This window comes from Pseudochrobactrum lubricantis (assembly GCF_041929865.1).
Lineage (GTDB): Bacteria > Pseudomonadota > Alphaproteobacteria > Rhizobiales > Rhizobiaceae > Pseudochrobactrum > Pseudochrobactrum saccharolyticum.
This window is the reverse complement of record NZ_JBHEEE010000002.1, coordinates 140,477-158,183: the sequence shown is the minus strand read 5'-3', so window position 1 is coordinate 158,183 and position 17,707 is coordinate 140,477. Positions and strand designations below refer to the sequence as shown.

Below are 17,707 nucleotides of genomic sequence, written 5' to 3'. Positions count from 1 at the left end.
ACAGAAGTCAGATTGCAAGCAGTGCTTTATCCAGAAACCCCGGTTCCGCCGGGGTTTTTTATTATCTGCAGAGCGGCTCCTGTGAGCGCTCGCTGTTCACTTTCTGATACAGTCTGAAAACCAAAAAAGACGGTTCAAACCAGCACGCAGAGCATTACGGGATTGCTTCTTTCATTAGAGAACCTCCTATCCCGTTGTTTTCATGAATGTCTTACAGCTGAACCCCGCCTCCCTCTAAGCAATGTGTCCGCACACTCTCAAGGCACATGAAGCCATGTTTTCAAATCCACGCTGCTTGTCATTAATCGTGACATACGGAGATATTTAAAAAGCTGAACATTCCCCCTATTTTCTGTTCAGCAAGCATTCATATGCCCTGCTTTAATGATTGGTCATCATCTTATCACAGCACATAAAGTTGCTGCTGAGAGAAGACCAAAACCGGCATTATCGAATGCGTATAGCTTCGTAAGGAGGCACAGATTATGATGAATAAGTTGACCAAGACCGCTCTGATCGCAGGCCTCTCCATTGCCACGATAGCCGGCAATCTTTCAGTTGCATCCGCTGATGACTGGGGACGCCGCCACGGGGGCTGGAACAATGGCGGCTGGAATCATGATAATGGCTGGCGCAACCGTGACAGAGACTGGGATCGCCGCGACCGCCGCCGTGATCGCAACAATGCGATAGCCGCAGGCGTGCTTGGCCTTGCAGCCGGTGCGATTATCGCCGGTGCCATGTCGCAGCCGCAACCGCAGCCTGTTTATCGTGAACCGATTTACAATGCACCGCCACCGCAGACTTTCTACCCTGCCCAGCCGGCACGCGGGAATTATGGCCGTGACTATCGTGGCTCTTACCAGCCATGGACACGCGAATGGTATAACTGGTGCTCCCAGAAATACCGCTCCTTTAATGCCCAGTCCGGTACATTCCGTGGCTATGATGGTCAGGATCACTTCTGCGTCGCAAACTGATCCCGTTCAGATAAAAAAAACCGCCGGTCACTCCGGCGGTTTTTTATTAGAGTTTTGAGTGCCTGTGGCAACTCATTCACACCAGAAACGGATTGCCTCTGCGCTCATCGCCAAAGCGGCTGCCTGCACCATGACCGCAGATAAAGCTGAATTCATCACCAAGCGGCAGCAGCTTCTCCTTGATGGAGCGGATCAATGTATCATGATCTCCGCCCGGCAAATCCGTACGGCCCACTGATCCGTTGAACAAGACATCACCGACAATTGCAAAATGCATGGCTTTATTGATGAAAACCACATGCCCAGGTGAGTGCCCCGGACAATGCAGGACTTCAAAATTCTCACCGGCAACCTGCAGAACATCGCCTTCTTTCAGCCAGCGATCCGGCTGAAAATTGCGGAAGCCGTCTCCCAGACCAAATTTGGCCGCCGAGGCTTCAACATTATCGTAGAGAAACGCGTCTTCTTCCTGAGAGCCGATAATCGGCACCTGTAAAGCATCACGCAGATCAGCAGCAGCACCGATATGATCGACATGACCGTGGGTGATCCAGATCTCTTCGATCTTCAGCTGATTGTTCTCGATCACTTCTTTCAGCGCATCAACATCACCGCCCGGATCAACAACAACGCCTTTTTTACTGTCCTTATCGAACAGGATTGTGCAATTCTGCCGAAAAGGCGTGACTGCCACTATGATTGCCTGAAGCTTGCTCATTTATCACCCGATTATCGTTTGCGTGCTCTGACCGGTTTTCGTTTTGCCTAGAGCGCCGTGTGCCAGATCTGGCACACAAAGGACGCTCTAACACTTTAAAATTCGCACATGTCTGGTTCAAATGGATTCATTTGAGTTCCCGCGAACATGCGACCATAGAAAAATCCAGAGTAAGTGCCATGCGTATAATTAAGCGCGGCACGCTCTGGTGCAAACAAAAAGGACAGCCGTAGCTGTCCTTTATATAGGCCGGATAAATCAAAAAAGCAGCGCATCGCGCACCGCCTGAAGAAAAAACATATTCATAAGACCGGCATGATATCATACCCTGCCGGTCATAAGGTAATTAATCCCGAGTTTTTACGGTCAGGCTTTATTAGCCATGCTGTTTTTAATCAGACCGATTACGGCTGTCAGAACGGCACCACCGGCACCGCCGCCGATCAATTGCCCGACAATACCGCTCAAAGCAGAATCGACACCGCCACCGGCCAGCATTGGCAGAAGCTGACCGAGGATCAGACCGCCGATACCACCGGCAACTGTATTGCCTGTTGTTCCAAGGCTGAGATTCTTAACTGCACCGGCCAGATTGCCGCCGACAGCACCGGCGACTAACTGTACAAGAATAGGAATAATGGCATCCATAATTGTCACCCCAATTAATGTTAAACATCAAAGTAGAACGCCTTGACATCTTGATGATGACAAGAAAAAGGAGACTGTCAATTCTTATAATTATTACCTGATAAATTCAGCATGTTTCATCCCTCGGCGCTGCCCGCAATCATACAGTTTCACACAGAATCAGATTTAAACGGCAGATAGTGTGAAAATGCAGCATGTTGCGCCGCAAAATATTGCCATGGTTGTTTCTAAAGCGGATAATGGAAAGTAAGATGCAGATAATCTATCCGCATAGCAAACAGGCTGATAGAACTAGCAGGCTGAAATATGAATGAACCGGAGACCGGACGTGCGTTTCAATCACAATGATACTACTATTCGTGCCGCCCTCTCAGAAGATGAGGTCAACGATCTGGGCATCATTGAACTTCTGTTCTTTTCCTATCGCGATTTTACAGCTGATCCCGATAAGCAGCTTGAAACCATGGGCTTCGGCCGCGCACATCACCGTGTGTTATATTTCGTCAACCGCAAGCCCGGCATGAGTGTTGCGGAACTACTGGATGTTTTGAAAATCACCAAGCAGAGCCTTGCCCGCGTTCTGAAACAACTGGTTGATAACGGCCATATTATCCAGCTGACCGGTGAAACAGACCGCCGCCAGCGAGAATTATATCCGACTGTTTCCGGCCGCGAGCTTATTCTTTCGCTGACACAGCCACAGTCAAACCGCATTGCCGCCGCTCTGGCGGAAAGCAATGTTACGGAAAAACAAATTATCCAGAATTTCCTGAAAGCCATGGTCAACAGCGACCAGCGCGATCAGATCGACAGCCTGCCGCTCAGCCGGTAAATATAAACAGCCTTCATTCACATAGTGTGTATATCCGAAGGCCGTACACACAGATAAACAGACTGCAGAAGCCGAGATAACAAGCTGAATACACGCCTCGCCTGAGGCAGGAAAAGCTCTGTACTGAAAGGGTAAACCAATGACCAGCGAAGACACAATTCTGTCCGACGATGCCCCGCACCTGCTGGTGGTTGATGATGATACCCGTATCCGCAGCCTGCTCTCGCAATATCTGAGCACCACCGGTTACCGTGTCACAATGGCAGCCAATGCGCAGGAAGCCCGCCGCAAGCTCGAAGGTATTGATTTCGATCTCATTATTCTCGACGTCATGATGCCGGGCGAAAGCGGTGTGGAGCTGACCCGCTCCCTGCGTGAGCAGAAAAATGTGCCCATTCTGATGCTCACCGCGCTTTCAGAAACTGACAGCCGTATCAGCGGCCTCGAAGCCGGTGCCGATGATTATCTCTCCAAGCCGTTTGATCCGCGTGAACTGACCCTGCGTATCAATAATATTCTGCGCCGCGGTGCCCAGCCGACACAGCATATTATTGAGCAGATTGTTTTCGGTCCTTACACTTTTTCTATTCCGCGCAAGGAACTCAAACAGGGCGGCGAAGTTATCAAACTGACGGATCGTGAACAGGATATTATGACGATCTTCGCTGAACGCGCCGGTGAGACAGTGCCGCGTCATGAACTGACCGGTCAGGACGGGGAAGTCGGAGAAAGAACAATCGATGTGCAGATCAACCGTCTGCGCCGCAAGATTGAAGTTGATCCTGCCAATCCGATCTGGCTGCAAACAGTGCGCGGCATCGGCTACAAGCTGAGCATTGAGCAATAAAAGCGCTCGTCGCCAATAACAGAATCCTGACGGACAGGAGAGAATAGCAGTTGCTCTGGAAAAGGTTTTCCGACTGGCTGGCATTGCGTATGCCCAAGCGGCTTTATGCGCGCTCGCTCATCATCATCATCGCTCCGATGGTGCTGTTGCAGTCGGTTATTGCCTTCGTTTTTATGGAGCGGCACTGGCAGATGGTGACAGAGCGTCTGTCCACTGCGGTTGTGCGCGATATTTCTGCTATTATTGATATTCTGGAAACCTATCCGCAGGAACCCGATTACGCGAATATTATCCGCATTGCACAACAGCGGCTGGATCTCAACGTATCTGTTCTGCCACCCTCGCCGTTGCCGCCGCCGGGGCCGAAACCGTTTTTCTCTATTCTTGATTATTTTCTCAATGAGGAAATCACCCGCCAGATCAATCGCCCGTTCTGGATTGATACGGTCGGGGATTCTGACTTGGTAGAAATCCGCATTCAGCTGGATGACAAAGTCTTACGTGTTTTTGCCAAGCGCAGTCAGGCCTATGCATCCAATACGCTGATCTTCCTTACATGGATGATCGGTACGGCTCTGGTCTTGCTTACGATTGCGATTGCCTTCCTGCGCAATCAGATCAAACCGATCCAGCAATTGTCAGAAGCGGCTGAAAGCTTTGGTAAAGGCCAGCCGATGCCTGTCGGCTTCCGACCCCATGGTGCTGAAGAAGTGCGCAAGGCGGGCATTGCCTTCATTCAGATGCGCGAACGCATTGAGCGGCAGATTGAACAGCGTACAGCCATGCTCAGCGGCGTGAGCCACGATCTGCGCACCATTCTCACGCGCTTTAAATTGCAGCTGGCCATTGCAGGCAGCAAGATTGATACGGTGTCGCTCAATCAGGATATTACCGACATGCAGAATATGCTGGAAGGCTATCTGGCTTTTGCACGCGGTGAAGGCAGTGAAGAGCAAGGCGTTCTGGATCTGCAAATCCTCATCACAAAACTGGAAGAAGAAGCGCGGCTGCGCAATCGCGGTTTCTCCGCCGAGATACACGGTAACAGCAATATTCACGTCCGTCCGAATGCGTTCACACGGCTGGTCAGCAATCTCGTCGGCAATGCTTTCCGCTATGCGCAATCCGTGCATTTAACGGCAACCCATGAAAATGACTGGCTGACCATTGTTGTCGATGATGACGGCGCAGGCATACCGGAAGACAAGCGGGAAGAAGTTTTCAAACCCTTTGTCCGTCTGGATGAAGCCCGTAATCAGGATGCAGGCGGCACAGGTCTGGGCTTAGCGATTGCCCGCGACATCGCCCGCAATCACGGTGGTGATATCACACTGGACAGCAGCCCGACCGGCGGCCTGCGTGCCATTGTCAGTATTCCTGCCTGATGCCTTCTCAAGCGGTTTAGATAAGACAGCGTAACGCGGTATAAGACTAGATCAGCTTCTGCCCGTTCGGCACATTCCGCTCTGTTGCCGCCAAGACAATATCGCCATTTTCATCGGCAAATCCAAGCGTCAATACTTCAGACATAAACGGACCGATCTGGCGCGGCGGGAAATTGACAACGGCCAGAACCTGACGGCCGACCAGCGTTTCCGGCGTATAATGAACAGTAATCTGTGCGGATGATTTTTTAATACCGATCACATCGCCGAAATCAATTTTCAGCTTATAAGCAGGCTTGCGGGCTTTGGCGAAAACTTCCGCTTCAATAATCGTACCGGTGCGGATATCGACTTTTTCAAAATCCGCAAAACTGATTTCCTGCTGCTCAGACACGACACCCCCGCCCATACTTGTAAAGCGTGTCGCGTGTAATTTTATCCACTGCGCCCGCTCTGTCTCCAAGTTTTTACACATGTCACAACCGGAAAACCGGTAGCCGCTTTTCCGCGACATGCTCTAGAGAATAATTCCTTAAACTTAGATCAGTTTAAGACAAAATTATGCTCTAATTTTAAAGTGTTAGAGCGAGTTTTGTGTGCCAAGTCTGGCACACGACGCTCTAGAGCATTTCACAGTCAAGTTAGATAAACTTGACGCCCGTGATAATGCGGCAAATTAAAGAATCTAGAGCGAGCACTGTGATCCAATCTGGACGTAAACCGCTCTAACGCTGCCTTTTTAAACAGGCAGCGCTTGTTTTATCACCTTAAGCCCGGCCAACCGTTTCAAACAGCACGCCCTGCAAAGCTTCTTTCGCCGGCACACCCGACCAGACCACAAACTGGAAAGCCTGATAATAGCATTCACAGGCTTCCAGCGCGCTGGCCAGCAATACTTCGACCTGACGACTGGTTGGCTTAGCGCCGCCCGCCAGCAACAGGGACTGGCGATACATAATCGCCCCTTCCTGACGCCACAGATCAAAATGCCCCATAAGCAGCTGCTCATTAATAAGCGAGAGCAGACGCATGACTTCATTCACGCGCGGCTCACTCACCTTTACATCAAAGGCGCAGGCCAGATGCAGCGCTTCAAACTCTTCCATCCACGAGAATGAAAGGTGATAATCTGTCCAGTTACCGACAACAGAAACTGCAATCTCATCGTCACCGGTACGGTCAAAAGCCCAGTCATTGGCGTGCGCAACCTGTTCAATGACATCCACCGGATGTGCATCGCGAGCGATATCGAGCTCAAGAAGGTTCATGTTCGTTCCCTGTTTTTGGGCTTACCCGCAAGAGTAAAACCCGGATTCCGGCTGTCATAAACACGCAGCCGGAATGTATCCCCCGCAGCAATTGCCACAAAAAAGACACACTGGTTAATAGGCCGAGACAAATGTTGCCAAACGCTGCAACCCCGCCTCCAACACACGCGCAAACACATGACTGTTACACTGACGCATCAACCGGATCTGTGCGGCTGAACTTATTGTCCTGCCGCTCCCCGTTTCTGCCATGCTTCATGACTCAATTACGAATCATGCAGTGTTTTCAGTCTATTGATGCTGAGTCAGAGTACCAGTCCTTTTTGTCAAAACTCTAAGAAACCATGTGGAAAGAACAAACGGCGCCCGAGTGGGCGCCGCTGTAACCGATTCTGGAATAAGGGCTTTTAGGCATTCGCCCCTGTGAATAAAAAGTTAAAAAATCTTTGAGATTTTTAGACCTTAAGCGCCTTTTTTCGCTGGTTTTTCTGCCAGTGCTGCTTCGATTTTAGCAATACGCTCTTCGAGCTCGGCAATTTTGACCGTCAGGGCACTGTTTTCGGTGCGGGTTTTAACTGCCATTTCACGCATGGCTTCAAAATCTTCACGCTGCACAACATCCAAAGTGTTAAGCAGCTTTTCACCCTGAGAGCGCATTGCTGTCTCGACTTCACGACGCACGCCCTGCGCGGCACCCGCAGCATCAGTGACGAGTTTTGCGAGTTCATCAAGAACTTTACCGGTTGCATTACTCATTGGATCACCTCTTTTTAGCCGCCACAGGCGGAAATAATTTCTGCTTCTGAGATAAGCCCGCATTATATCGTATGCAAGACTTAAACAGCCTTACTTTGTAAGACATTTAAGTTCGGCTTAAGGCGAGTGGATTGAATTTGACGTTTGTCACCGACCGACACCAATGTTGTTTCAAACGTCAAATTCGAAAATCCACTCGTTTCATATAATTGCCAGTGGTCATTTCAATACCGACATTTGCTCAGCATCTACATCCACGGGATGCAAATGTCGGTATCAGACCACTGGAACCCGAATAAAGCCATAAAAGCAACGGACTTTTATCCTGAACAAAAATTCGCTATGCCTCATTAACAACAGCATCAACCAGTGCTGAACGCATAATAGCAGACGCAGCCATAACGGAGTGAAGAATGACCGAACCGCAGATCATGATGGCTGCACTGCCCTTTCCGAATATTGATCCTGTGCTGTTTTCCATAGGGCCGCTCTCCGTGCACTGGTATGGTATCGGCTATGTCATCGGTATCCTTTTCGCCTGGTGGTATGGCAAGAAACTCGTAAACACAGCGCGTCTATGGCCAAACAATAATGCGCCGATGGATCCGCTGGCTCTGGACGATTTTGTACTCTGGGCAGCGCTTGGTGTCGTGATCGGCGGACGTCTCGGTTACGTGCTGTTTTATAATTTTGGTTTTTACATCAGTAACCCGCTGGAAATACCGGCCGTCTGGGACGGCGGCATGTCTTTCCATGGCGGCATTCTCGGCACGACCGTTGCCATGATCCTGTTTGCACGCAAGCGCGGCATTCCTGTCTGGAGCATGTTCGACACTATCGCCGCCGGTGTGCCGATCGGCCTTGGCGTCGTGCGCATTGCCAATTTCATCAATTCCGAACTCTGGGGTCGTGTCAGCGATGTTTCATGGGCGGTCTATTTCCCGAATGGCGGCCCGCTGCCACGCCACCCGAGCCAGCTTTATGAAGCAGCGCTCGAAGGTTTTGTATTGTTCTGCGCACTTGCTCTGCTGATCTGGAAGGGCAATAAACTCAAAGCTCCGGGTTTCATCGCCGGAGCCTTTGTCGCCGGTTATGGCTTGTCACGTATTCTGGTGGAATTCTTCCGCGAGCCGGACGCACAGCTCGGCTATCTCGTCGGCGGTTGGATGACTATGGGCATGGTTCTGTCTGTTCCGATGGTACTGCTTGGTGTCTGGGCAATGTGGCGCGGAAACCGCGCTGCGGCAAAGGCATAAACAATGGCAGAAACGACAATCCCCGCCGCAGACAGGCTGAAACAGCGTCTGATCCGCTTGATTACCAATGGCGGGCCGATCAGCGTGGCAGATTATATGGCTTTCTGCCTCGCCGATCATGACGGCGGCTATTACATGACCCGTGAGCCGTTCGGGGCGAAAGGTGACTTCATCACCGCGCCGGAAGTCAGCCAGATGTTTGGTGAGCTGATCGGTATCTGGGTCGTCAGCCATTGGGAAGCTCTGGGCAAACCGGAAAACTGCACCATTTGCGAAATTGGCGGTGGTCGCGGCACATTGATGAGCGATCTGCTGCGCGCGGCTGGCAAACTGGCACCGGACATGCTGCGTACCGCCCATATTGCGATGGTGGAAACCAGCGACCGGCTGACAGGCGTGCAAAAGAAAAAGCTTGAGGGTGCAGCACCCCATATATCTTGGTATAAAAGCTTCGGGGAAATCCCGCAAAATACGCTGATCCTCGTCGCCAATGAATTGTTCGACGCGCTGCCCGATCATCAATATGTCAAACATGAGGGACGCTTTGTTGAGCGCATGGTAGCGACCTGCAATGAGGCAGCACCGGAACTTTGCTTCACCACCGGAACCGGCGGCATTGACCCTGCCCTTCTGCCTCAAGGTCATGAAGCAGCACCGGAAGGCGCTATTTTTGAAGCCTCACCAGCGCGTTCTGCGCTGATGCAACAAATCAGCGAACATATCCGCAAGCACAAAGGCGCGGCGCTGTTGATTGACTATGGCTCTCATGAAGCTGGCTTTGGCGACACTTTGCAGGCGCTCTATCAGCATGCCTATCAGGATGTTTTTGCCGCTCCCGGTCAGGCCGATATTACTACCCATGTGGATTTTGCCGCTCTCGCGCAAATCGCTTCCGGCCTTGGCTGCACGACAAAAGCTGAGGAACAGGGCGACTTCCTGCTTAGAATGGGGCTGCTCAGCCGTGCAGGTCAGCTTGGTGCAGGCAAGTCTGCCAGCGTGCAGGAGCAAATCCGCGATGATGTGGAGCGGCTGGCGGCGCCGAACCAGATGGGCAGCCTGTTTAAAGTCTTAAGCGTCACTTATCCCGACCTGAAAACAATCTGATATTTCATTTTCCAGAGAGACTATCATGACCAATATGCCTGATCCGATCCGCTCTCCTTTGCTCGAAACCAATGACCGCATCGCGCATGGTTTTTTCACCCGTCTCGGCGGCGTATCTTCCGGCATTTATGACAGCCTCAATGTCGGCGCAGGTTCTAAAGATGATCCTGATGCTGTAGCTGAAAACCGCCGTCGCGTAGCAGCCTATTTCGACCTCCAACCGGAAGATCTGCAAACTCTCTATCAGGTGCATTCACCAACCGTTCTGACTATCACCGAAGCCCTGCCTTCGCCACGCCCGCAGGCGGATGCGATGGTGACCAATGTGCCGGGACTGATTCTGGGTGCATTAAGTGCAGATTGCGGCCCCGTGCTGTTTTGTGAGCCGGAAGCGGGCATTATCGGCTCCGCTCATGCCGGTTGGCGCGGTGCGCTTGCCGGTGTTCTGGAAAACACCGTGGAAGCCATGGTTAATCTGGGCGGTGAAAGGTCAAAAATCCGCGCAGTTCTGGGGCCATGCATCGGTCAGGACAATTATGAAGTCGGCGCTGAATTCGTTGCGGAATTCACTGCCCGCGATCAGACTTATGAACAATATTTCCGCCCATCGAGCGATCCGGCGCGTAAAATGTTTGATCTTTGGAGCTTTATCGTTGATCGTCTGTCAGCCTGCGGTATCCAGACAGCGTCTCTTGATCTCTGCACCTATGCCGATGAAGCGCGGTTTTTCTCTTATCGCCGCACCACCCATCGCAAGGAACCGGATTACGGACGCCAGATCGCCGCTATTGCCATCCGGAAGTAAGCGCTTCCGGTTCTGAAAACATGCATGATCCTGCCGGACTGCTCGCAGAGCGGTAACCGGCACGGTCGTTTGTTCAATGCGGAGATAATTATGGCACTTCACTTTGCACCGGAAGAATTTGCGGCACGCCGTGACCGGCTGATGCTCTGCATGGCTGAGAACAAGCTTGATGCATTGCTGCTGTTTTCTCAGGAAAGCATGTATTGGCTGACCGGCTACGACACTTTCGGCTTCTGTTTTTTCCAGTGTTTGGTCGTCAAGCAGGACGGCAGCATGGTACTGATGACGCGCTCCGCCGATCTGCGTCAGGCGCGCCACACTTCTACGATTGAACATATCGTGCAATGGACAGATCGCGAAAACGCCAATCCTGCGATTGATCTGCGCAATCTGCTCAATGATATGGATCTGCTTGGTGCCCGCATCGGCGTTGAATATCAGACCCACGGGCTGACCGCCGCCAATGGCCGCAAACTGGATGAGCAGCTGAACAGCTTTGCCAAAGTCATCGATGCTTCCGGCATGGTTGATCGCCTGCGTCTGCTGAAAAGCCCTGCGGAAGCCGATTATGCCCGCAAGGCTGCGGCTCTGAGCGATGCGATTTATGATGCTGCGCTTGATCAGACGCGTAAGAATGCCAATGAGGCGAATATTCTTGCCGCGATGATGGAAGCCAATTTCCTCGGTGACGGTGATTTTCCGGCCAATGAATATATTATCGGCTCCGGCCCCGATGCTCTTCTCTGCCGTTATAAATCCGGCCGCAGGCAGCTGCACAAAAACGACCAGCTGACCCTTGAATGGTCCGGCGTTTACCGCCATTACCACGCGCCGATGATGCGCACAGTACTGACCGGCAAAGCCACCAAGCGTCACGAGGAACTGTATCAGGCTGCACATGAAGCCCTGATGGCTGTTGAAGCCGCCCTCACCCCTGCCTCGACATTCGGCGATGTTTTTGAAGCCCATGCCAAAGCACTGGAAGCGCATTCACTGACGCGGCACCGCCTCAATGCCTGCGGCTATTCTGTTGGTGCACGCTTCACACCGTCATGGATGGATCCGCAGATGTTCTATGCGGGCAATGCCGAGCGTATTGAGCCGGATATGACGCTGTTTGCCCATATGATTATTATGGATTCTGAAACCAATACGGCCATGACTTTAGGCCAGACTTATCTGACCACCAACGGCCCTGCCGAAAGCCTGTCGAAAAGCAGTCTTGATCTGGTGATTATTTAACGGGAACTGAAGCCGATGCCGGTTACTTTATCTGCCTCTGTTGATGCTTCATTTAAACGGAAAGCAACACTGTCGTTGCCTTTTAAATCCTCCGCAACAGTACCGTTGCTTTTTAAGTCTTCCGCAACATTACCGTTGCTGGTATCAGCCCTTCTGCTGGCTGGTTGCTCCTCGCAGACGACCAGTGAGAAAAGCGCGGCGCTTGCCCCGCTGACCTCTGATTTTGGTCAGCCCGCACAGGCTGCTCAGGCGCCTTTGAATATGGCCAAGGTGCGTAATTACAAACTCTATATTGCACCGATCATCGGCGCACCGCTGGAGATTGTGACACCGCTCTCATTGCGTTTTGACACAATCATAAAAACCCAGTCCATTACTCTCGCCTCGAATATGGAAACCGAAGCCGATTATATTCTCAAAGGCTATCTGTCCAACCTCACCGAGAATAATCAGACTTCTGTGCTTTATGTCTGGGATGTCATGGATAAGCAGGGCAATCGCGTCCATCGCCTGCAAGGTCAGGAGAAAGTCTCGGGCAAAAACGGCTGGTCTTCCGTTCCTGCTACTGTGATGGGTAAAATTGCCGATGATACGCTGGCGGATTATTTCCGCTGGGTCTCGGCCAACGCTCCGTAAACAGCTTCAATCGCGATCAAACATCAGGTGAGACTCAGTTTCACCTGATCCTGCCGGTCATGTTAAGCCTGTTCTCAGAAACTTCACACAAACGTGTCTTTTTGGCCTATAGAGAGCATGAAAATGCAGCTTTTGTGAAATATCGGGGCATTAATGCTGCCCTGCGGCTTTTGTACCCTTGCAATACTGGCCAAGCTTTGTAAAAGGCCGCTCATCCAGCCAGTGTTGTATGAAGAAATGATGCATAGCTGCTGAAGTTGAAATTCTATGAGACGGACGGGTTGCAGGCCCTGAACTCTCACAATCAAACCCGGATACAGGGAATCCGCGCATGACCAATGCAAAATGCATTCAAGGTTTATGCGCTAGGCAAACCAGCGCCAGAGGCAAAAAAGCATGAAACTTTTCGCGGGCAACTCCAATCGTGTCCTAGCAGAATCCGTCGCAAAACATCTGAATATTCCGCTCGGCAAAGCCGTTGTGAAGCGTTTTGCCGATCAGGAAATCTTCGTGGAAATTCAGGAAAATGTGCGTGGTGAGGACGTTTTCGTTCTGCAGTCCACCTCTTATCCGACCAATGACCACCTGATGGAACTGCTGATCATGATCGATGCATTCCGTCGCTCTTCAGCACGCCGCATCACTGCAGTGCTGCCTTATTACGGCTATGCCCGTCAGGATCGTAAACCAGGCCCGCGCACACCGATTTCCGCCAAGCTGGTTGCCAATCTCATCACTGAAGCCGGTGCAAACCGCGTTCTGACCCTTGATCTTCATGCCGGTCAGATTCAGGGCTTCTTCGATATCCCGACCGACAATCTCTATGCTGTTCCGGTTATCGCCCGCGATGTTAAAGCCAATTACGACACATCCAATGTGATGGTGGTTTCGCCGGACGTTGGTGGTGTGGTACGCGCCCGCTCGCTGGCCAAGCGCATTGATGCGCAGCTGGCAATCGTTGACAAGCGCCGTGACCGTCCGGGAGAATCGGAAGTTATGAACGTCATCGGTGATGTGACCGGCAAAGACTGTCTGCTGTTCGACGATATCGTTGATTCCGGCGGCACACTCTGCAATGCGGCTGAAGCTCTGCTGGCTAAAGGCGCAACCAGCGTTACCGCCTATATCACCCATGGTGTTCTCTCCGGCGGCGCGATTGCCCGTATCACCAATTCCAAGCTGAAAGAACTGGTTATCACCGATTCCATTCAGCCAACCGCTGCAATCGATCAGGCACACAACATCCGTGTTCTGTCGATCTCCGGCCTGATCGGTGAAGCGATTGCCCGCACCGCTGCGGAAGAATCCGTATCCAGCCTGTTTGACTAAAAACTGCTGGTTATCTGAATTGAAAAAGCCGGATCACTGATCCGGCTTTTTTGTTTTCTTCTTCACAAAGACAGTGCATTCTTTTTCTCAAACGGAGGAGAATGCATCATGTCAGATCCCATACTCTATACAAATCCGATGTCGCGCGGACGCATTGCCCGCTGGATGCTGGAAGAAACCGGCTCTCCCTACACTACACAGATCGTCCCTTTCGGTCCGGTTATGAAAGATGCGGAATACCGGTCAATCAATCCGATGGGCAAAGTACCGGCATTGCAGCATAACGATCATATCATCACCGAAACAGCTGCGATCATCGCCTATCTCGCTGATGTTTTTCCGGATGCCAAACTGGCGCCAACCGCAGACGAGCGGGCAAAATATTATCGCTGGTTGTTTTTCGGCGCAGGACCTGTGGAAGCGGCTGTCAGCAACCATGCCAGCGGATTTAATCCGACAGAAGAACAGGGGCGGTTTATCGGCTATGGCTCCTATGAAACTGTTATGGATGTGCTGGATCAGGCGCTGTCAGAAACGCCTTACATTACCGGCGACCGCTTTACCGCAGCCGATGTCTATGTCGGTGCGCAAGTGAATTTCGGTCTGGGTTTCAATACAATTGAAAAACGCCCGAGCTTTATCGCTTACAGCCAGAGACTGCTGGAACGCCCTGCCCTACAACGGGCAACAGCGCTCGATGATGCCGACATGGCGAAAATGAAAGCCTGATTATTCTGCAGCCTCAGCGCCGTCTGCGCTTTCATCCGGCCCGTTCGGATCACCGGCTGCGGTTTCACAGCCCATATCGGGAAATGCAACAATACGCATGCCCTTGAAGTCATTTCGCACAACCAGCAGACCGCGCTCTTCAAAATAAGTCAGCAGACGACGGGCGCGGCTGGTGGAGTGACTGCCATAGGCACGCGCCAATGTGGCATCAGACGGACATGGCGCCCCTTTAACCGCAGCCTGCGCCACAATCAGAAACACGCCCTGCACATCATCGGTCAGGCTTTCTGACAATTGCAGTGCAGTCTGCCACTTCTCATCATCAATCAGCTCGTCCCCGCCGCTGGCCTGCGCCACAGCAAGACGACGACGGAATGCCGGTAACGCCAACGGCTCCCCCGGCACACGATGAATACGGCAGCGCACCAGAAAATCCTGATACAGTACTGCCACAGTGCGATAGGCGGCTTCCGGATCTTCGATGATCTCGGTCATCACCTTATCCAGCAGTTCTTCACGCTCGGCTTCCACCAAGCCCGGAAACAGCGGCTCATCCGGCACTTCAGCTTCCGGCTTGGCTTTGACCACCTGCTCCAGAATTTCTGCAATCGGGCGCGGCGGTGGCGGCGGTGGCGGCGGACGACGCACAATCATCTTCGCTTCAGCCGCACTTGGCGTAAAAATCAGATCAGCCGCATCAACCGGAGAATCCGGCAATGGCATCAGTTTCGGGCTGGATGAGCGCGCAGAGGTCTCAACCTTGCCGATTTTCACCGGCAGCGGACGGCGCGATAAAGCAGGTCCCAACGCCACAAAATGACCGCGCTGCAAATCACGGAACTGTTCTGCCTGACGGCGATCCATACCCAGCAGATCGGCCGCACGCGCCATATCAATATCAAGAAAGGTACGCCCCATCAGAAAGTTGGAAGCTTCAGCCGCCACGTTCTTGGCAAGCTTTGCCAGACGCTGCGTGGCAATGACACCGGCCAGTCCGCGCTTACGGCCACGGCACATCAGGTTGGTCATGGCGCTCAGCGAGATTTTACGCGCTTCATCCGAAACCTCACCACCGACAGAAGGTGCAAAAAGCTGCGCTTCATCGACAACCACCAGCATCGGATACCAATAATCACGGTCAGCATCGAACATACCATTGAGGAATGCGGCTGCGGCTTTCATCTGCTGGTCAATATCCAGGCCTTCGAGATTAACCACCACAGACACACGGTGCTGACGGATACGCTGGGCAATACGCGTCAGTTCAGCCTCGGTGCGTGCAGCATCAACCACCACATGGCCGTAAACATCGGCCAGCGTGACAAAATCACCTTCAGGATCAATGATGCACTGCTGCACCCACGGCGCGCTCTGCTCCAGCAAGCGGCGCAACAAATAGGATTTACCGGAACCGGAATTACCCTGAACCAGCAGACGTGTGGCCAGAAGCTCTTCGAGATCGAGCATAGCCGCGGTGCCGTTCGTTGTGGCTCCCATGTCGATGCCGACCTTCATATGACCTCCTGAAATACACGTGAAAAAACACCCTGATGAACGGGTGTGATAAAATAAGATTCGGGATATGGAACTTGTCTATCAGCTATGTATCATAACACCAAGCCACGAAGCGCGCGCATTTATCACGGCTGCTGCGGAATACACAGCGACAAGCCATATAAGGTTCAAAAATGCCTGTCTTGTGCACAAAAACTTGCACTTACGGGTTTTATCGCTTATGAGAGCGCATCCGCGTAGACACCCTTGGAGGCAACGCGGAATGATATGCCCGCATCATCGCTGTTTTTGCTGCGTATTTAACGGATATATCATGTTTCGGAATTTCACTGATTTTGCGGAACACTCCAAATTACTTGATAAGGAAAAGCCATGAGCGAAGTTAAAACTCTCAAGGCCGTAAAACGCGAACGGGCTGGTAAGGGGTCCTCCCGTGCACTTCGCGACAACGGTCAGATTCCAGCAGTCATCTATGGTGACAAGCAGCCTGCTATTTCGGTCGCTATCGACTATAAGACCATTTACTACCTGATCTATGGCGGCGGCTTCAAGTCTACCGTTTTCAACATTGATGTTGACGGCCAGACCATCAAAGTTCAGCCTAAAGACTACCAGATGGATCGCGTTAAAGACACGCCTCTGCACGTAGACTTCATCCGCGTAGCATAAATTTCGAGCCTTCCGGCTTCTGATTTATCAAACATCTCCGGTGCAAACCGGAGATGTTTTTGTTTGTGATACCAGCACAGCCTGATAAAACGCTTGCCATATCCTACTCTCGGAGACGACCATGCTGCTGATAACCGGCCTCGGCAATCCCGGTGCGCAATATGCGCGAAACCGTCATAATATCGGTTTTATGGCCGTGGATGAAATTCATGCCCGCCATCGCTTTTCGCCATGGTCGAAAAAGTTTCAGGGTTTGATTTCCGAAGGCATGATCGACGGTGAGAAAGTACTGCTGCTCAAGCCGCAAACTTTTATGAACCTCTCCGGTCAGTCTGTCGGCGAAGCGATGCGTTTCTATAAGCTGGCAATCAGCGATCTCATTGTAGTCTATGACGAGCTTGATCTGCCCCCTGCCAAATTGCGGGTCAAAGCCGGAGGCAGTGCCAATGGTCACAATGGTATCAAGTCCATTGACCAGCATATGCACGGGTTGCTGAACTCCAAGGAATATCGACGTATGCGCCTTGGTATCGGTCATCCGGGTTCGAAAGATCTGGTGCATCATTATGTGCTGGGTGATTTTGCCAAAGCCGATAATGAATGGCTGGATCTGCTCTTTACCGGCATTGCTGACAATCTGTCCTATCTCGTCAAAAAAGACGATAACGGCTTCATGAATAAGCTCTCGCTTGTCATGGGCGGCAAGCAGGATGCCAAAGCGGAAGCACCGGTAAAAGCTGCGCCCAAAGCCCAGAGCCATATCCGTCAGGCACGGCAGAATAATACGATTACCCCCAAAGTTCCGACAACCGGCCCTATGGCCGATATGCTGGCCAAACTCTTCGGCAAAAAGGGCGACTAAACACAAAACGCGCTGCAAGCTGCAAATTTCAGCGGCTTTTTCCCGCAATTTACACCACTGCCCTTGACCTGTGCTTGCCCCATAGCGCATAGGCAATGGCAATATTCATTACGTTTCATGCTGAAG

The 17,707-nt window shown here is 51.9% G+C and carries 18 protein-coding genes and 1 pseudogene; 13 read left to right on the top strand and 6 right to left on the bottom strand.

From position 1 onward, the window contains the following. The first annotated feature begins 488 nt into the window (after window positions 1-488). On the top strand, window positions 489-980 hold the full coding sequence (locus tag JNC80_RS05225) for a BA14K family protein (protein WP_075656380.1): 492 nt from the start codon (window positions 489-491) through the stop codon (window positions 978-980). A gap of 76 nt (window positions 981-1,056) precedes the next feature. Here the strand turns inward: JNC80_RS05225 and JNC80_RS05220 are convergent, their stop codons facing one another. Next, the gene (locus tag JNC80_RS05220) at window positions 1,057-1,698 is read right to left on the bottom strand and encodes an MBL fold metallo-hydrolase (RefSeq protein ID WP_022710148.1); all 642 of its coding nucleotides are present in this window, start codon (window positions 1,696-1,698) and stop codon (window positions 1,057-1,059) included. A gap of 366 nt (window positions 1,699-2,064) precedes the next feature. Beyond that, window positions 2,065-2,346, bottom strand: coding sequence for a hypothetical protein (locus JNC80_RS05215; RefSeq protein ID WP_022710147.1), 282 nt, complete (start codon window positions 2,344-2,346; stop codon window positions 2,065-2,067). 310 nt (window positions 2,347-2,656) lie between these two features. On the opposite strand from JNC80_RS05215, the gene JNC80_RS05210 reads away from it, so the two are divergent. The 3 genes from JNC80_RS05210 to JNC80_RS05200 all read left to right on the top strand — a co-directional run bounded on the left by JNC80_RS05210 (window position 2,657) and on the right by JNC80_RS05200 (window position 5,410). After that, entirely contained in the window at window positions 2,657-3,178 is a 522-nt protein-coding gene (locus JNC80_RS05210) for a MarR family winged helix-turn-helix transcriptional regulator (RefSeq protein ID WP_051138994.1), read from the top strand. Window positions 3,179-3,317: 139 nt separating this feature from the next. Further along, window positions 3,318-4,025, top strand: coding sequence for a response regulator (locus tag JNC80_RS05205; protein WP_022710145.1), 708 nt, complete (start codon window positions 3,318-3,320; stop codon window positions 4,023-4,025). A gap of 89 nt (window positions 4,026-4,114) precedes the next feature. After that, window positions 4,115-5,410: an ATP-binding protein gene (locus JNC80_RS05200; RefSeq protein ID WP_376709889.1), complete on the top strand. Its 1,296-nt coding sequence runs from the start codon at window positions 4,115-4,117 to the stop codon at window positions 5,408-5,410. A gap of 46 nt (window positions 5,411-5,456) precedes the next feature. Here the strand turns inward: JNC80_RS05200 and JNC80_RS05195 are convergent, their stop codons facing one another. From JNC80_RS05195 to JNC80_RS05185, 3 genes are all read right to left on the bottom strand, one after another. Beyond that, window positions 5,457-5,804: a tRNA-binding protein gene (locus JNC80_RS05195; protein WP_225685009.1), complete on the bottom strand. Its 348-nt coding sequence runs from the start codon at window positions 5,802-5,804 to the stop codon at window positions 5,457-5,459. 373 nt (window positions 5,805-6,177) lie between these two features. Next, window positions 6,178-6,678 (bottom strand): type III secretion system chaperone family protein, encoded by a 501-nt coding sequence (locus JNC80_RS05190; RefSeq protein WP_022710142.1) that lies wholly within the window; start codon window positions 6,676-6,678, stop codon window positions 6,178-6,180. 462 nt (window positions 6,679-7,140) lie between these two features. Further along, on the bottom strand, window positions 7,141-7,434 hold the full coding sequence (locus JNC80_RS05185; RefSeq protein WP_022710141.1) for an accessory factor UbiK family protein: 294 nt from the start codon (window positions 7,432-7,434) through the stop codon (window positions 7,141-7,143). Window positions 7,435-7,847: 413 nt separating this feature from the next. Between JNC80_RS05185 and lgt the strand changes: the two genes are divergently transcribed. The 7 genes from lgt (at window position 7,848) to JNC80_RS05150 (ending at window position 14,535) form a co-directional block, all read left to right on the top strand. Next, complete coding sequence (lgt, locus tag JNC80_RS05180; RefSeq protein ID WP_376709708.1) at window positions 7,848-8,690, top strand: prolipoprotein diacylglyceryl transferase; 843 nt, start codon at window positions 7,848-7,850, stop codon at window positions 8,688-8,690. A gap of 3 nt (window positions 8,691-8,693) precedes the next feature. Next, window positions 8,694-9,794 (top strand): class I SAM-dependent methyltransferase, encoded by a 1,101-nt coding sequence (locus tag JNC80_RS05175; protein WP_376709706.1) that lies wholly within the window; start codon window positions 8,694-8,696, stop codon window positions 9,792-9,794. A gap of 25 nt (window positions 9,795-9,819) precedes the next feature. After that, window positions 9,820-10,599 carry a peptidoglycan editing factor PgeF gene (gene pgeF, locus JNC80_RS05170; protein WP_221720512.1) on the top strand — a complete coding sequence of 260 codons (780 nt, stop codon included), beginning with the start codon at window positions 9,820-9,822 and terminating at the stop codon, window positions 10,597-10,599. Window positions 10,600-10,689: 90 nt separating this feature from the next. Then, window positions 10,690-11,841 (top strand): M24 family metallopeptidase, encoded by a 1,152-nt coding sequence (locus JNC80_RS05165; RefSeq protein WP_075656377.1) that lies wholly within the window; start codon window positions 10,690-10,692, stop codon window positions 11,839-11,841. Between the two features lie 15 nt (window positions 11,842-11,856). Next, window positions 11,857-12,477, top strand: coding sequence for a hypothetical protein (locus JNC80_RS05160; protein ID WP_376709705.1), 621 nt, complete (start codon window positions 11,857-11,859; stop codon window positions 12,475-12,477). Window positions 12,478-12,873: 396 nt separating this feature from the next. Then, window positions 12,874-13,806 (top strand): ribose-phosphate pyrophosphokinase, encoded by a 933-nt coding sequence (locus tag JNC80_RS05155; protein ID WP_075656032.1) that lies wholly within the window; start codon window positions 12,874-12,876, stop codon window positions 13,804-13,806. Between the two features lie 108 nt (window positions 13,807-13,914). Then, window positions 13,915-14,535, top strand: coding sequence for a glutathione S-transferase family protein (locus JNC80_RS05150; protein ID WP_213598528.1), 621 nt, complete (start codon window positions 13,915-13,917; stop codon window positions 14,533-14,535). Here JNC80_RS05150 and JNC80_RS05145 read toward each other — a convergent pair whose 3' ends face one another. Next, window positions 14,536-16,050 (bottom strand): ATP-binding protein, encoded by a 1,515-nt coding sequence (locus tag JNC80_RS05145; RefSeq protein WP_213598530.1) that lies wholly within the window; start codon window positions 16,048-16,050, stop codon window positions 14,536-14,538. A 372-nt stretch (window positions 16,051-16,422) separates the two neighbouring features. Here JNC80_RS05145 and rplY point away from each other — a divergent pair. Then, window positions 16,423-16,716: pseudogene (gene rplY, locus JNC80_RS05140) on the top strand (50S ribosomal protein L25); the annotation flags it as partial. A 124-nt stretch (window positions 16,717-16,840) separates the two neighbouring features. After that, on the top strand, window positions 16,841-17,581 hold the full coding sequence (pth, locus tag JNC80_RS05135; RefSeq protein ID WP_376709704.1) for an aminoacyl-tRNA hydrolase: 741 nt from the start codon (window positions 16,841-16,843) through the stop codon (window positions 17,579-17,581). Window positions 17,582-17,707 lie beyond the last annotated feature (126 nt).

Coding starts and splice junctions, on each gene's coding strand:
- JNC80_RS05225 (WP_075656380.1), top strand. CDS start 489: ATGAATAAGTTGACCAAGACCGCTCTGATCGCAGGCCTCTCCATTGCC.
- JNC80_RS05145 (WP_213598530.1), bottom strand. CDS start 16,050: ATGAAGGTCGGCATCGACATGGGAGCCACAACGAACGGCACCGCGGCT.
- JNC80_RS05220 (WP_022710148.1), bottom strand. CDS start 1,698: ATGAGCAAGCTTCAGGCAATCATAGTGGCAGTCACGCCTTTTCGGCAG.
- JNC80_RS05190 (WP_022710142.1), bottom strand. CDS start 6,678: ATGAACCTTCTTGAGCTCGATATCGCTCGCGATGCACATCCGGTGGAT.
- JNC80_RS05155 (WP_075656032.1), top strand. CDS start 12,874: ATGAAACTTTTCGCGGGCAACTCCAATCGTGTCCTAGCAGAATCCGTC.
- lgt (WP_376709708.1), top strand. CDS start 7,848: ATGACCGAACCGCAGATCATGATGGCTGCACTGCCCTTTCCGAATATT.
- JNC80_RS05200 (WP_376709889.1), top strand. CDS start 4,115: ATGCCCAAGCGGCTTTATGCGCGCTCGCTCATCATCATCATCGCTCCG.
- JNC80_RS05215 (WP_022710147.1), bottom strand. CDS start 2,346: ATGGATGCCATTATTCCTATTCTTGTACAGTTAGTCGCCGGTGCTGTC.
- JNC80_RS05150 (WP_213598528.1), top strand. CDS start 13,915: ATGTCAGATCCCATACTCTATACAAATCCGATGTCGCGCGGACGCATT.
- JNC80_RS05185 (WP_022710141.1), bottom strand. CDS start 7,434: ATGAGTAATGCAACCGGTAAAGTTCTTGATGAACTCGCAAAACTCGTC.
- JNC80_RS05160 (WP_376709705.1), top strand. CDS start 11,857: ATGCCGGTTACTTTATCTGCCTCTGTTGATGCTTCATTTAAACGGAAA.
- pth (WP_376709704.1), top strand. CDS start 16,841: ATGCTGCTGATAACCGGCCTCGGCAATCCCGGTGCGCAATATGCGCGA.
- JNC80_RS05175 (WP_376709706.1), top strand. CDS start 8,694: ATGGCAGAAACGACAATCCCCGCCGCAGACAGGCTGAAACAGCGTCTG.
- JNC80_RS05205 (WP_022710145.1), top strand. CDS start 3,318: ATGACCAGCGAAGACACAATTCTGTCCGACGATGCCCCGCACCTGCTG.
- JNC80_RS05210 (WP_051138994.1), top strand. CDS start 2,657: ATGAACCGGAGACCGGACGTGCGTTTCAATCACAATGATACTACTATT.
- pgeF (WP_221720512.1), top strand. CDS start 9,820: ATGACCAATATGCCTGATCCGATCCGCTCTCCTTTGCTCGAAACCAAT.
- JNC80_RS05165 (WP_075656377.1), top strand. CDS start 10,690: ATGGCACTTCACTTTGCACCGGAAGAATTTGCGGCACGCCGTGACCGG.